Raw genomic sequence first — 14977 nt, forward strand, 5'->3', positions numbered from 1 at the left:
TCGCGCCCGCATGAAACTTTGGAAAGGTGGATGGCGGCGTCCATTGCGCCTGCGGCAGGCTGGCCCGGCGCGCCCGCGCGTGGGATAGGTGGGACGCAATCCCGACGCGGGGGCCGCGGCCGCCCGCCCTGCGAGACGCACGATGCCTGCTGCCATCCCGCCCGGAGCCACTGCGCCCGGCGCCCCGCCGACCGGCGCCCTCCTCGACCGAATCGCCGCCGCCCCCGTCCTCGCCGAGGCCAAGGGCGCCCGGCGGCGGCTTGCAGACCTCCTGGCCGAAGCCCGGCAGGACGAGGCAACGGCGCCGCTCGCGGCCCTGGTCGAGGCCAGCGCGCCCGTGGCGGCGCTGCTGGCAGGCCTCGCCGACCACTCCCCGTTCCTGTGGGGCCTCGCCCGCGCCGACGCCGGCCGCCTGCTGGCCCTGCTCGAGGCTGACCCCGACTCCCGCATCGCCGCGCTGCTGGCGGCGACGCGCGACGCCTGGCGGACGGCCTCCGGGGAGCACGACCTGATGCGCGTGCTGCGCCGGGCCAAGCAGGAAATGGCGCTGTTGGTGGCCCTGGCCGACATCGGCGGGGCGTGGGGCCTCGACGCCGTGACGGCGGCGCTGGCCGGCTTTGCCGACGCCGCTGCCGCGGCCTCCGTCGACTGGCTGCTGGCTCAGGCGGCCGGGCAGGGGCGGTTCCATCCGAAGGACCCCGAGCACCCCTCGCAGGGCTGCGGCATGGTGGTGCTGGCGCTCGGCAAGCACGGCGCCGTGGAACTGAACTACTCCTCCGACATCGACGTGGTCGTGGTCTTCGATCCCGACACTGCGCCGCTTGCCGACGGCGTCGAGCCGACGCCCTTCTTCGTGCGGCTGGTGAAGGGCCTCGTGAAGCTGATGCAGGAGCGCACGGCCGACGGCTACGTCTTCCGGACCGACCTGCGGCTGCGCCCCGACCCGGCCTCGACGCCCACCGCAATCCCGCTGCCCTCCGCCTTCGCCTACTACGAGACGGTGGGCCAGAACTGGGAGCGCGCCGCGCTCATCAAGGCGCGCCCGGTGGCGGGCGACCTGCCGCTCGGCGCGTCCTTCATCGCCGAGCTCGCGCCCTTCATCTGGCGCAAGTACTTCGACTTCGCCGCGATCGCCGACATCCACGCCATGAAGCGGCAGATCCACGCCGTGAAGGGGCACGAGACGATCGCGGTGGCCGGCCACGACATCAAGCTCGGGCGCGGTGGCATCCGCGAGATCGAGTTCTTCGTGCAGACCCAGCAGCTCGTCTTCGGCGGCCGGCGCCCGCAGCTGCGCGGCCGACGCACGCTCGACATGCTGGCCGCGCTGCGCGCCGACGGCTGGATCTCCGGCGACGCCGAGACCGACCTCGCCGAGGCCTACCGCTTCCTGCGCACCATCGAGCACCGGCTGCAGATGGTGGCCGACGAGCAGACGCAGCGCCTGCCCGACGACGAGGCGCGCCTGAAGCGCTTCGCCCGCTTCTGCGGCTTCCCGGACCTGCGCCGCTTCACGAAGGCGCTTACCGAACGGGCGCTGCGGGTGGAGAAGCACTACGCCCGGCTCTTCGAGGAGGGGGCAGACCTCTCGGCGGGCGAGGGGAGCCTCGTCTTCACCGGCACGACCGACGATCCCGAGACGCTGCAGACGCTGCGGCGCATGGGCTTCACCGACCCGGCGGCCGTGGCCGAGACGGTCCGCGGCTGGCACTTCGGCCGGCGGCAGGCGGTGACGAGCCCGCGCGCCCGCGAGGTGCTGACCGAGCTGGTGCCCAAGCTGCTCGCCGCCTTCGGGAAGAGCGCCGACCCGGACGGCGCGCTCGTCGCCTTCGACGCCGCCCTGGGGCGCATGCCGGCGGCGGTGGAGCTCTTCGCCATCCTGCGCTCGCACAGGCAGGTGCTGGGGCTCTTCGCCGAGCTGCTCGGCTCCGCCCCGCGCCTCGCCGACACGGTGGCCCACCGCCCGCACCTCCTCGACGCGCTGATCGACCCGGCCTTCGGCGTCGCCGGCCTCGACGTCGCCGCGGTACAGGAGCGCATCGCGGTCACGGTCGGCGAGTGCGATCTCTTCGAGGAGGTGCTCGACCGCCTGCGCGAGGCGGGCCAGCACGAGCTTTTCCTGCTCGGTGCACGGGCCCTTTCGGGAGCCCTGTCTTTCGAGCGCGTCGGCGCCGCGCACGCCGCCGTCGCCGAGGCGGTGATCCGGCTCGCCCTGGCGGAGGTGGAGGGTCGTTTCGCCCGCGAGCACGGGCGGGTGCCGGGCGGGCGGCTTGCCGTGGTCGGCATGGGCCGGCTGGGCTCCGGCGAGATGACGGCCACCTCCGACCTCGACCTCGTCGTGCTCTACGACTTCGACGAGGAGAACGCCGAGAGCGACGGGCCGCGGCCGCTGCACGCGGTGACCTACTACGGCCGCCTGACGCAGCGGCTCATCAGCGCCCTCACGGTGCCGACGCGGCGGGGCACGCTCTACGCCGTCGACATGCGCCTGCGTCCCTCCGGCAACAAGGGACCGGCGGCGACGCAGTTCAAGGGCTTCGTCGCCTACCAGGCGGCCGAGGCCGAGACCTGGGAGCACATGGCGCTCGTCCGGGCGAGGCCGGTGGCGGGCGATCCCGCCTTCATGGCGCAGGTGGAGGGTGCCATCGCCCATGTGCTCGCCGCGCCGCGCGATGCCGCCGCCATCCGCCGCGACGCGTTGGCGATGCGCCGGCTGATCGCGCAGGAGAAGGGCGAGGCTGATCCCTGGGACCTGAAGCTCGCTGCGGGCGGCCTCGTCGACATCGAGTTCGTGGCGCAGGCGCTGGTGCTGATCCACGCCGGCCGCCACCCCGAGGTGGCTGCGCGCAACACGGGCGACATCCTCGCGGCTGCGGCCGAGGCCGGGTTGCTCGAGCCCAACGACGCCGCCTTGCTGCGCCGCGCCTATGCGCTGATGCGCGACCTCATGCAGTGGCAGCGCCTCGCGGTCGCCGGCCGCTTCGACCCCGCGGCGCTGGGCCCGGGCCTGCGCCGCCGCATGGCAAGCGTCGTCGGCCTGCCCGACTTCAAGGTGCTGGAACGCGACCTCCGCGACACGCGCCACGCCGTTCGCGCGACGTTCGAGCGGCTGATGAAGGCCTGAGCCGGCGCGGGCCTGCATGACCGCCCCTCATCCGGCGCTTCGAGCCACCTTCTCCCCGCGTGCGGGGAGAAGGGACACGGCGCCATCACGGAAGCAACGAGGGCAGAGGGGCGCTTGCCCATGAGCCGCGCCGATCTCGCAGAAGGGGCCACTCAAGGCGCGGCGGCCCGGCTTTCCTTCGCCCCGCTCGCGGGGAGAAGGTGCCTTCGCGACAGCGGAGGCGGATGAGGGGCAGCAGGCGGATAAGGGGACGCGCTTGCCTCCGTCACCCCAGCGCGCTGCGGACGATCTCGAAGCCGGTGCGGGCGCGGGTGGGGAGGTGGACGAGGACGATGGTGCCCGTGCCCTCGCAGGAGCGGATGCGCAGGCCGCCGCCGTGCAGCTCGGCGAGCGAGCGGGCGATGGCGAGGCCGAGGCCGGAGCCCTCCGAGGGCTTCGACGCGTCGAGGTTCACGATCTCGAACGGGCGGGCCAGCTTGGGCAGCGCGTCCTTGGGGATGCCGACACCCGTGTCCTCGACGTAGAGGTTCACCGCTTCGCCGACGCGCCGGGCGCGCACGGCGACGCGGCCGCCCTCGGGCGTGTACTTGATGGCGTTGCCGAGCAGGTGGTGGAGGATCTTCGCCATGGCGCGCGCGTCGGCGTGGATGGTCGTGCCGGGCAGGGTGTCGGCCACCACGGAGAGGCTGCGGCTCGCGGCGAGGCTGCGCACCTCGGCGATCGCCTCGCCGACCACGTCGTCGAGCACGAGGGTCTGGCGGTCCATGCGCACCCGCCCGGCCTCGAGCTCGGCCATGTCGAGGATGTCGGCGATGAGGCCGAGCAGGTACTCGCCGCTGCGCCGGATGTCGCGGCAGTAGGTCGCGTACTTGTCGCTGCCGAGCGGGCCGAAGATGCCGGCTTCCATGATCTCGGAGAAGCCGAGGATGGCGTTGAGCGGCGTGCGCAGCTCGTGGCTCATCTTGGCGAGGAATTCGGACTTGGCGCGGTTGGCGCTCTCGGCCTCGGCCTTCTGCTCGAGGTAGCGCTCGGCAAGGTCGGCGAGCTGCTGGGCCTGCAATTCCAGCGTCTGCCGCGAGCGCTTCAGGTCGGCGATCATCGCGGTCAGCCGGCGCTCGCTGTCGAGGAGGTTCTCCTCGTGGCGCTTCAGCTGGGTGATGTCGGTGCCGACCGAGACGTAGCCGCCGTCCTTGGTGCGCCGCTCGTTGACCTGGAGCCAGCGCGCGTCGGGCAGCAGGGCCTCGTAGCTGCGCGCGCCGCCGGCGATGCGGTCGTCGTCGATGCGGTTCTGCATCACCGGCGGGATCAGCCGCTCGGCGAGTTCCTCGTAGGCCTGGCCGGGCCGCACGTCGTCGGCGGCGAGGTCGTGCAGCGCCATGAACTTGGAGTTGCACATGACGAGCCGGTTGTCGGCGTCCCACAGCACGAAGGCCTCGGAGATCGCCTCGATGGCATCGCGCAGGCGGGCGTCGGCGCGGGCGGTCTCCTGCGCGAGGCGGCGCTGCTCGGTGATGTCGATGGTGATGCCGACGAGGTGCGGGTCGCGGTTCTCGCCGTCGCGCACGAGCTCGGCGCGGGCCCGCAGCCACACCCACTGGCCGTCGGCAGCGCGGATGCGGAAGGCGTGGTCGACGGACGTCGCCTCCTGGCCGGCAAGCTGGTCGGCGAGCTGGTAGAGGTTGCCGTCCTCCGGGTGGACGAGGCGGTTCACGTCGCCGAAGGAGAGGAACTCGCTCTGCCGCTCGTAGCCGAGCATCTCGTACATCGAGTCGGACCAGTAGATGGTGCCGCGGCCGATGTCCCAGTCCCACAGGCCGCAGCGGCCGCGCGACAGCGCGAGGTCGAGGCGATGGCGCACGCGGTCACACAGGGCATCCGCATGGCCGGCCCGCCACGCCTGCCAGAAATAGGCGGTGCCGATGCCCGCCAGCACCACCGCGGCGGCGCCCACCAGCATCAGGAAGGAGGAGGTCTTGGTCCGCCACGTCGTCAGCACGCCGACCATCGGCTGCACGACGGCGAGCTGCCCATAGCCGTGCTCCAGCGTGCGCACCGTGGCGAGCGAGGGAACGTTGCCCGGCACCGTGATCAGCATCACGCCGGCGCGCTCGGCGAAGGTGGTGAGCGGCTGCGTCGGGCCCAGCACGTCGACGAGAGGCACGCCGACCGCCGCGCCCTTCGGCAGGCTGGCGACGACGGTTCCCGTCTCGTCGGTCACGAGCACGGTGCGGCCGTTGCGCAGCGCGTGGCCGGGCACCAGCGCGGCGAGGCGCTCGGCCGGGCCGGCGCCCTCGGCCCGGCGGAAGTCGGAGGCGACGAGGGCGGCGAGGACGTCGATGTCGCCGGCGGCGTCCGACACCACCTCGGTGCGGCTCGAGGACACCTGTACCCACGACACGGCTGCGAGGGTGATGAGGAAGGCCGCGAGCATCGCGGGGACCACGATCCGCATCCACGGCTCGAACCGCTTGAGCTGCTGGTAGCTCGGATGCGCCAGCCAGCGCGCCAGACCCGTGTTGGTGTCCGCGCGCGCAGGCATGATGGCCGCGATGCTTCGCGCCATGCCAAAGCCCCTTTCGGATTCCACTCGCCCCGTTCGGATCGACGTGCCGCATCTACCCGAATCAGTGCGATCTGAATCCGCCGGCGGTGATTTGGCAAGATGTTAATGAAGCCTTTCGGCGCTCAATCCGCGTGTTGCAACCGAGCGTGGCAGAAACGTCAAACGGTTTGCTGAATCAAGCGGTTGCGGAAGCGCTGTTCCACACCCCGCAGGCGTTAAAGACGGACTTGATCAGGCGCCGTCTGCAGGCGCACGGCCCGCTGCACGCGGCCCTCGTGGCACATGCGGGAAGCCCCCTCATCCGGCGCTGCGCGCCACCTTCTCCCCGTGTCGGGGAGAAGGGAAGGAGGGGGCCGTTCCCGCATCGCAAGGTGAAGACCGCACATGCGAGGGGAAACGCTATGGGACGCCGGCACCCCTTCTCCCTGCCTGCGGGGAGAAGGTGCCCCGCACGCGCCGGGCCTGGCCGGCTCGTGCTCCGGAGGGATGCGGGCGCGGGAAAAAGCCCGCGCCAGCGGGGCGGACGAGGGGAGGCCCCCGCCTAAGCCAGCGCGCGCGTGACGATGTCGCCGACGTCCGGGGAGAGTCCGGGCGCGGCGGCGATGCGGCGCAGTTCGCGCTCGGCGCTGGCGCGGCGCACGGGCTCCAGCGAGCGCCATGTGCGGAAGGCGCCGAGCAGACGCGCCGCGACCTGGGGGTTGGAGCCGTCGAGCCGCAGCACCACGTCGGCGACGAAGGCGTGGCCGGCCCCGTCGGCACGGTTGAACTGCGACAGGTTCGCCATCGCGAAGCTGCCGATCAGGGCCCGCGTGCGGTTGGGGTTGGCCAGCGAGAAGGCCGGGTGGTCGAGCAGGTCCTTCACCCGATCGAGCGTGCCGGCCTCGGGGATCGACGCCTGCAGCGCGAACCACTTGTCCATGACGAGCGGGTCGTCGGCGAACTGGCGCTCGAAGGCGAGGAGCATGGCCTCGCGCTCGCGTCCGGGCGCCTGCGTAGCGGCGACCAGGGCGCCGAAACGCTCCGTCATGTTGTCGGCCGCGTCGAACTGGGCGCGTGCCAGCGCCGTGCCGCGCGTCGCGTCGCCGGCCGTCAGCAGGTCGACGAGCGCATTGCGCAGTGCGCGCCGGCCGGAGCCGGCGGCGTCCGGGACATAGGGACCGGTGCCCGCCAGGCGCTGCCATGCCAAGGCGAGGTCGTCGGCGATGCTCGCGCCGACGAAGCCGCGCAGGCTCCTGCGGGCCGCCACGATGGCATCGGGATCGATGTCCGCGCCGATCTCGCGGGCGAGGTCGGATTCGGAGGGCAGGGTCATCACCTGCGCCACGAAGGCGTGGTCGTCGCTGTCGTGCAGGAGCTCGGCGAGCGCCTGCGGGAAGCGGACGTCGAACACGGGAGTGCGGCCCGCGCGGTGCGCCGCGACGGCGTCGACGAGGAGCTGCGTCGCGAAGGTCTGCGCCGCTTCCCAGCGGTTGAAGCTGTCGCTGTCCCGCCGGAAGAGCGTCAGCAGGTCCTCCCGCGACAGCGGCATGTCGAGCTTCACCGGCGCGGAGAAGCCGCGCAGCAGCGACGGGACGGGCCGGCGCGCGACGCCGGTGAAGGTGAGGGAGGCCCTGGCCTCGGTGAGGACGAAGAGCCCGCCTGCGAGCGCGCCGCAGCCCTCGACCTCGAGCGGCAGGTCGCCGGCCTCGGCATCGACGAGGCCCATGAGCACCGGGATGACGACCGGGTCCTTCTTCGGCTGCCCCGGCGTGGGCGGCGTCGCCTGCGCGAAGTCGAGGCGGTAGGTGCCGGCGGACGCGTCGTGGCGGCCGGACACCTTCAGCGTCGGCGTGCCGGCCTGCCGGTACCACAGCGAGAACGGGCCGAGGTCGCGCCCGCTCGTCTCGGCGAAGCAGGCGAGGAAGTCCTCGACCGTCGCCGCCGTACCGTCGCAGCGGCGGAAGTAGAGCGCCATGCCCGCCCAGAACGCCTCTTCGCCGATGAGGCTGCGCAGCATGCGGATGAGTTCGGATCCCTTCTCGTAGACGGTCGCCGTGTAGAAGTTGTTGATCTCGCGGTAGGCGTCCGGCCGCACCGGGTGGGCGAGAGGCCCGGAATCCTCCGCGAACTGCTGCGCCCGCAACGCCCGAACTTCCGCGATGCGCTTGACGGGGCGCGAGCGCATGTCGGCGGAGAACTCGTGGTCGCGGTAGACCGTGAGCCCCTCCTTCAGGCACAGCTGGAACCAGTCGCGGCAGGTGATGCGGTTGCCCGTCCAGTTGTGGAAGTACTCGTGCGCGATGATCGCCTCGATGTGGGCGTAGTCGGCGTCCGTCGCGGTTTCGGGCGTTGCCAGCACGTACTTGTCGTTGAAGATGTTGAGGCCCTTGTTCTCCATCGCGCCCATGTTGAAGTCGGACACGGCGACGATGTTGAAGACGTCGAGATCGTACTCGCAGCCCCACGCGCGCTCGTCCCACTCCATCGAGCGCACGAGCGCGTCCATGGCGTAGCCGGCGCGGTTCTCCTTGCCCGGTTCGACATAGATGCCGAGTTCGACGGACCGTCCGGACCGGGTGGTGAACCGGCCGGCGACATGGCCGAGGTCTCCCGCCACGAGGGCGAAGAGGTAGGCTGGCTTGGGGTGCGGATCGTGCCACGTGGCGAAGTGCCGCCCGCCGCCGAGCGAACCGCGCTCCACCGGGTTGCCGTTGCCCAGCAGCACCGGGCAGTCGACCTGGTCGGCCTCGATGCGCGTCGTGTAGACGGACATCACGTCGGGACGGTCGAGGAAGTAGGTGATGCGGCGGAAGCCCTCCGCCTCGCACTGGGTGCAGTAGACGCCGCTCGACCGGTAGAGCCCCATCAGCTTGGTGTTTGCCGACGGGTTCACGATGGTGACGAGCTCGAGCACGAAGGGGCGCGGCGGCGGAACGTCGATGCGAAGGCCCTGGGGATCGGCGCGGTAGGCCCCGGCCGGCAGGGAAACCCCGTCCACGGCGACGCCGGCGAGCGCCAGCTCGTCGCCGTCAAGCACCAGCGGCGCGCCCGGGCGCCCAGCCGGATTCGGGCGGATCGAGAGCTTCGCCGTGACGCGGGTGTCGGTCGGGTGCAGCTGGACGAGGAGGTCGACGGTGTCGATCAGCCAGTCGGTCGGCCGGTAGTCCTCGAGCTTCACGGCGGCGGCGGTGTCGGTACGCATGGCGGCTCCTTCGCGAGGGCGCGAGCCTAGACCAAGCGTGCCGTCGATGGAACGCGCGACGCCGTGCGCCGCGCGGGGTCAGCCCTGCGCCAGGCGGCGGGCGTGAGCCGCGGACTGGGGGGGCGCCGATGCCGCGGCAGCGGCATCGCGGGCCCGCTGGGCGGGATCGGCCACCGGCCGGTGAGCCGCCTCGGCAGCGCGCTGCTCGTGCCCGGCGATGGCCGCGACGATGAAGCGGGCCGCCGCGGGCGAGATGCGGCGGGAAAGATCCACCAGGGCGAAGAGCTTCTGCGTCGAGTGCCCGATCAGCGGATCACGGAACATGAAGACGCGCGTGATCGCCTCGTCGGAGAGGCCGAGCGCCACCATCGCCACGGCGAGGGTCTCCCCGCTGCGGTCGTCCAGCATGCGCCGCGCCATGGCGGGTGCGATGCCGAGGCCCAGCGCCATGAGGGCGCCGAGTGCCTGCTCGTCGCCGCACATCGCGGCGTTCTCGATGCCGAGCGTGAGCTCGGGAGGGGCAGCCGGCAGGCCACGCTGGCGCCCGAGGCTCTGCACGTGCCGCTCGGCGTCGGCGATGATGTGGCGGCGCGTCGTGCGATCAGCCTCGATGAAGAGGATGGCGCGGTCTGCGGGTGCGAGATCGGTTCGCGACAGCAGCGCCGCGGCAATCGCCTCCTCCGAGCGCGAGCGGGCGAGGAGTTCGTGGCGCACGTCGGCGCTGAGCGCGACGGCGGTGTTGGCGGCGAGCGTCACGTCGATCACCGGCTCCTGCCGGGTGAGCAGCAGGCGCGCCAGCGACGCGTCGACATCCGTGCGCGCGGCCACGGCCGCGGCGAGCAGGCGGGCCCCGGTGGCGGCCTCGGCGAGGATCATCGGGCGCGGCAGCCAGCGCGCGTCGGCCAGCAGGATGCGGGCGGCGTCGTCGCCGCGCGCCACGATGGCCTCGGCGACGCCGACCGGAGTGCCGGGATAGGCCGCGAGCTTGCAGGCCACGACGCAGGCGGTCTCCACGTCGACCTGGCCCGCTAGCGTGCCGCCGATCTCCTGGTACTGCGCCACCTCGTCCGGGCTGTGCGCGTCCGTGGCGATATAGAGGTCGGTGAGCACGCGCAGGAGGATGGGCTTCATGTCGAGCCCTTCCTCGCGTGCGATGGCCAGGAGTCCCTGCAGTTCTGGCGGCGTGACGAAGGGCATGGCGCGAGGCGGGCTCCGGAGGCGTGCCGAACATCGCCACGGTGGAACCGTCATGGTTACGGCCCCGTTAATGCCCCGGTGAGAGGCGTACCTTCGACATTGGATCTGCGTCAACGACGCCGGTTAACCGCCCATTAACCATGATGGGCGTGTTGTGCCGGTTGAAGGTCCCGTGGTTCGCCAGTGCTGAGGGAGGGTGTCATGGGTGACGTCATCGCATTCCGGCCTCCGGCCGTGCGTCCGGACGGGGAAGTCTCCGGCTCGTACGCGGTCGGGGCGGAAATCCTGTTCTTCACCGGCGTCCGCTACGAGCGCGCCGCCGAGCCGACGTCGGCGACGCCGCGCCGCGCCCGCCCGCCGCGCAAGCCGCGCGCACGGGCCTGACGGGCGCCCATGGCGCCGGCTCGTCCCGTCCTCGGCGCCGTCGCGCTCGCCCTGCTGCTGGCCGGCTGCGCCGAGACCGGCGACTTCGGCCGCCCCAAGCCCAACCTCTGGAACGAGACGACGGGTCCGCTCGTCGGCAAGTTCGCGGCCACCGCGCGCGAAGAGCCGGTGTCGTGGTCCATGCTGACGGACGACGAGCAGGAGCTTCGAAAGCGGGCCTGGCACTTCCTGATGCCCAACCGCGAGCAGTGGGGCTTCGAGAAGCAGCTCGCCGACCTCGCCGCCAAGCGCGTCATCCCCGCCGACCTCGTGCCCAAGGACTCCACCGCCTATTTCGGCGCCCTGAAGGAATGGGGCGACCGCTCCCCGCGCTCCCGCTACCAGCGCCTGCGCGAGGACATCGACAACGACCGCCAGTTGCTGGGCTCCTACATCGCCGTCGCCTGCCGCGTCGAGGAGATGGACGCGGTCCGCATCAAGGCGCTCGACAAGATCGACGAGGTGACCGACTGGCAGGCCGAGCAGGCCCGCAACCGCGTCGCCGAGAACGAGGCGCTCACGGCGTGGGTGCTGGACGAGAGCGTCTTCCGGCTCGCCGGCTACCGCTACGCGCTGCAGCACCTCGTCATCGAGAGCCCGGACCGCGATGCGGTGAAGGTCGAGCGCACGCTCACAGCCTACGCGGCCGATCGGGTCGGCCTCGAGCGCTGCGGGCGCCGCGGCACCGTCAAGGTCGAACCGGCAGGCGGCGCGCGCTACCATCCGCGCCCGGACAAGCCCGAGAAGCCGCCGAAGTAGGCGGCGCCTCGTGGCGGCGAGGTGCCGCCCACGGGTCGCCGGGCCTCGGGTGCAAGGCCTCAGGTGTTTTTCGATGGTTCAGTCGTGCGGGCGCTGCGTCGGCGCGGCCTGCGTCGGTGCCACGGTTCCCGTCGCCTGGATGTCGTGCCCGCACGTCGCCGAACGGACGCGGGCCTCCGCCTCGGGCTGCAGGCCCGGCTCGAGCGCGAGCGTCCTCACCGTGACGAAGCCGGTGCGCTGGGGCGACACGAGCCGAAGCTCGCGCACGGGTTCGTCCTCCGGATCGCCCGCGACGAGCTCGTCGAGCTGGGCCTGCGTCACCACCACGAGATCGATGACGCCGCGCAGCGCGCTGCGGTCCGTCATGGCGTAGTAGACCGCGCCGGTCGGCGTGTAGAAGGCGAACGACATGAAGGCGTCGCCCGGTGTCGCGCGCACCCGCAGCGGCCCCTCGGCGAGGTCGTAGCGGCACACGGCGAGCACCGCCGACGGGTCGCGGTGGGGCAGGGCGGACTGGGCGGGCCCTGCTTGCGGCAGCACCGTCATGGCGTGCCGCGGCGCGAGGGCCGCGAGGCGCTCGTCCGCGTTGGGGTGGGTCAGCGCGGGGATGGCCAGGACGGCCGTCAGGTGGACGAGCCCGGCCAGGACGAGGCCGAGCGCGAGCGTGTGCAGGAGGCGCCAGTGCAGCCTCATCGGCAGCCCACCCGCGTGATCGTGGGCATGCGGCCGGGCTCGATGACGGCCGACGTGCCGCTGATGGGCGTGTCGTAGAGGCGCAGGACGAGATCGAAGCGACCCGGCGCGCCGCTCGGCAGCCAGTTCCCCGGCCGCGCCGTGGGCGACACCGTGACCACGAAGGCGCCCGACGGATCGCGCACGATCTCGCCCGAGGTGAAGCCGTGGCGGCCGGCTGCGTTGGCGAGGAAGCCGCCGTCCGGGGTCTGCGCGGTCAGCGTCCAGTATCGCGTCGGCGGCACGAGACCGGCGACGCGATACTCGCACGAGCCGACGAGCGGCTGGCCGGCGCTGTCGCGCCGCGCGGTGAAGGCGAGGCCCTCGCCGAGCCCGAGCGGCATGCTGCCGGACCGGGCGACGACGGCGCGGGAATAGGGATCGGCGTCGGTGGAGCCGTTGCGCGGGAAGGCGGTCCAAGGCCCGACCTGGACCGCGCCGAAGCCCACGCCGCGATCGACCGCCAGCCACGTCCCGCCGAGGCCGAGACCGGCCGCGATGGCGAAGACGGCAAGCGTGCGCCCGAGTTGGCCGAGCCGCGGCCCGAGCCCGGCGCGGACCGGGACGGGGAGCCTCAGCAGGCCGCCACTCACGGCACCACGACCTTGGCGCGCGTGCCGGTCACCACGGGCTCCAGTGCCGCGGAGGGCCCGGCGGGCGCCCGAGGCTCGACGCGGTTGAGGAGGGTCTCGATGCCCCCGAGCGCCTCGAGCGAACGGCGGTTCAGCACGGCGGGGCGCTGCGCCGTCGCCGCCGGCACCTCGGTGCCCTTGGCCGCCGATGCAGTGGCCGGCGCGGCCGGTGCGGCCGGGGCGATGCCCGGCATCGGGCGCAGCTCCACCGAGAGGTGCGCCGGCGCCATCATGTCGTGCCAGGCCTGCGCCGGCAGCGAGCCGCCCGTCATGCGCGCCGTGGGCGAATAGTCGTCGTTGCCGAACCACACGCCCGCCACGAGGTTGCCCGTGTAGCCGATGAACCACGCGTCGCGGTAGGCGTTCGTGGTGCCGGTCTTGCCCGCCACCTTGATGCCCGGGAGAATCGCCCGCTTCCCCGTGCCTTCCTCGACGACCTTCACCATCATGCTGTTCATGTCGGCGACGATCTTCTCCGGCACGATCTGCTTCGGCGTCGGCGCGTCGCGGTCGTGGCGGTAGATGACCTCGCCGCGCGAATTGCGGATCTCGACGGCTGCATAGGGATCCGCCTTGCGCCCGCCGTTGGCGAGCACGGCGTAGCCCGCCGTCATGTCGAGCACCGTCACCTCGGCGGCGCCGATGGGCAGCGAGACGGTGTCCACGAGCGGCGTGGTGAGCCCCATCATCCGGCAGACCTCGATGACGCGGAAGCGGCCGGCCTTGTTGTTGCCCTCGCCGATGGCAGTCGCCAGCTGCACCGGGATGGTGTTGATGGACTTCGCCAGCGCCACCGAGAGGGGCATCGAGCCGGCGTAGGAGCGTCCGTAGTTGTTGGGGCACCAGTTGCCCACGCACACCGGCCGGTCGGTGACGATGGTCGCCGGGTTGAACTTCCCGGTCATCAGCGCCGCTGTGTAGACGAACGGCTTGAACGAGGAGCCGGGCTGGCGCAGCGCGTCGGTGGCCCGGTTGAACTGGCTCGCGCCGTAGTCGCGCCCGCCGACCATGCCGCGCACGGCGCCGTCGGGATCCATCACGACCGTGGCCGCTTGCGAGGCGTCGTAGGTGTCGCCGTGCTGGCGCAGGATCGTCTCCAGCGACGTCTCCGCCGCCTTCTGCACGCCGGGGTCGAGGGCGGTGCGGATGGTCAGCACCCGGTCGGAGCCGAGCTTGCCCTCGTCGGCGAGGCGCTTGGCCTCCAGGAAGGCCCAGTCGAGGTAGTAGTCCGGGCTGATCTCCTGCTTGCGGTCGACCGGCGTCGCCGGGTTGCGGCGGGCCGCGAAAACCTGCCCCTCGGTGAGGTAGCCGGCGTCGACCATGTTCGACAGCACGTCGGCGGCGCGGGCGCGCGCGGCGGGCAGGTTGTTGTGCGGCGCGTACTTGGACGGTGCCTTGAAGAGGCCCGCGAGCATGGCCGCCTCGGCCAGGGTCACGTCCTTGACCGACTTGCCGAAATAGAACTCCGCGGCCGCGGAGGCGCCGAACGAGCCGCCGCCCATGTAGGCGCGGTCGAGATACAGCTTCAGGATGTCCCGCTTGCTGAGGTGGAACTCAAGCCACAGCGCGAGGAACGCCTCCTTGATCTTGCGCTCGATCGAGCGCTCGTTGGTGAGGAACAGGTTCTTGGCGAGCTGCTGGGTGATCGACGAGCCGCCCTGCACGACGCCCGAGGCGCGCGCGTTGGCCATGAGCGCGCGCGACGTGCCGATGAAGTCGATGCCGAAGTGCTCGTAGAAGCGGCGGTCCTCGGTGGCGAGCACGGCCTTGATCAGGTGGTCCGGGAACTCCTCCAGCGCGATCGAATCGTCATGCCGGATCCCGCGCCGCCCCACCTCGTTGCCGTAGCGGTCCTGGAAGACCACGGCGAGGTCCTGCTTCTTGAGCCAGTTCTCGTCGCTCACCTCGCGGAAGGCCGGGATGGCCAGCGTGAGCATGAGCAGCAACCCGCCCACCGACAGGGTCAGCGCCTCGCAGGCGAGGTCGTTCGCCACCCGCTTGCCACCCGTGACGTGGAAGCGGTCCATGAAGGCGGAATAGCGGTCCCAGGCGGACGCCATCGCCCGGCCGCCCTCGCCCAGCGAGAACGCCGTCCACGAGTCGAACGACTCGAAGGCGCGGACGATGCGCTGCCAGAGCGTCAGCCTGCCGTGGAAATCCACCGGGTGAGGATCCGATTCCGTATCACGTGTAACCGGTACAGTAGCAGGCAGCGCCTCCGCCGGGGAGGGGGGAAGCAGACGGTGCCGAGGCTGCCGTCAGGCGGCCAGGCGGCGTCTCGCCGTCACGATTCGCAGAACTTCGCCCCTTTTCTGCCCTGATTCAGGCCGCTCGGCCGCCGCAAAGCCTGCGTGGACTACCTGCCG

At 72.1% G+C, this 14977-nt stretch carries 9 protein-coding genes; 3 read left to right on the forward strand and 6 right to left on the reverse strand.

Annotated elements, in window-relative coordinates:
• The first annotated feature begins 142 nt into the window (after positions 1–142).
• Positions 143–3124: a bifunctional [glutamine synthetase] adenylyltransferase/[glutamine synthetase]-adenylyl-L-tyrosine phosphorylase gene (locus tag ACX9GQ_RS12630; RefSeq protein ID WP_459629906.1), complete on the forward strand. Its 2982-nt coding sequence runs from the start codon at positions 143–145 to the stop codon at positions 3122–3124.
• 265 nt (positions 3125–3389) lie between these two features.
• Here the strand turns inward: ACX9GQ_RS12630 and ACX9GQ_RS12635 are convergent, their stop codons facing one another.
• From ACX9GQ_RS12635 to ACX9GQ_RS12645, 3 genes are all read right to left on the reverse strand, one after another.
• Positions 3390–5687 (reverse strand): sensor histidine kinase, encoded by a 2298-nt coding sequence (locus tag ACX9GQ_RS12635; protein ID WP_459629907.1) that lies wholly within the window; start codon positions 5685–5687, stop codon positions 3390–3392.
• Positions 5688–6228: 541 nt separating this feature from the next.
• Positions 6229–8868 (reverse strand): aminopeptidase N, encoded by a 2640-nt coding sequence (pepN, locus tag ACX9GQ_RS12640; protein WP_459629908.1) that lies wholly within the window; start codon positions 8866–8868, stop codon positions 6229–6231.
• A gap of 78 nt (positions 8869–8946) precedes the next feature.
• The gene (locus ACX9GQ_RS12645) at positions 8947–10065 is read right to left on the reverse strand and encodes a hypothetical protein (RefSeq protein WP_459629909.1); all 1119 of its coding nucleotides are present in this window, start codon (positions 10063–10065) and stop codon (positions 8947–8949) included.
• Between the two features lie 201 nt (positions 10066–10266).
• Here ACX9GQ_RS12645 and ACX9GQ_RS12650 point away from each other — a divergent pair, with 201 nt between their 5' ends.
• Entirely contained in the window at positions 10267–10449 is a 183-nt protein-coding gene (locus tag ACX9GQ_RS12650; protein ID WP_459629910.1) for a hypothetical protein, read from the forward strand.
• A 9-nt stretch (positions 10450–10458) separates the two neighbouring features.
• Positions 10459–11247, forward strand: coding sequence for a hypothetical protein (locus tag ACX9GQ_RS12655; protein WP_459629911.1), 789 nt, complete (start codon positions 10459–10461; stop codon positions 11245–11247).
• 78 nt (positions 11248–11325) lie between these two features.
• Here ACX9GQ_RS12655 and ACX9GQ_RS12660 read toward each other — a convergent pair whose 3' ends face one another.
• Genes ACX9GQ_RS12660 through ACX9GQ_RS12670 form a run of 3 tightly spaced genes read right to left on the reverse strand, consistent with a single transcriptional unit; the run spans position 11326 to position 14773 of the window.
• Positions 11326–11940: a DUF1254 domain-containing protein gene (locus ACX9GQ_RS12660; protein ID WP_459629912.1), complete on the reverse strand. Its 615-nt coding sequence runs from the start codon at positions 11938–11940 to the stop codon at positions 11326–11328.
• Entirely contained in the window at positions 11937–12572 is a 636-nt protein-coding gene (locus ACX9GQ_RS12665; protein WP_459629913.1) for a DUF1214 domain-containing protein, read from the reverse strand. The genes ACX9GQ_RS12660 and ACX9GQ_RS12665 overlap by 4 nt, the downstream gene beginning before the upstream one ends.
• Complete coding sequence (locus tag ACX9GQ_RS12670; RefSeq protein ID WP_459629914.1) at positions 12569–14773, reverse strand: transglycosylase domain-containing protein; 2205 nt, start codon at positions 14771–14773, stop codon at positions 12569–12571. The genes ACX9GQ_RS12665 and ACX9GQ_RS12670 overlap by 4 nt, the downstream gene beginning before the upstream one ends.
• Between the last annotated feature and the right edge of the window lie 204 nt (positions 14774–14977).

It is taken from the genome of Alsobacter sp. R-9, from assembly GCF_054612375.1.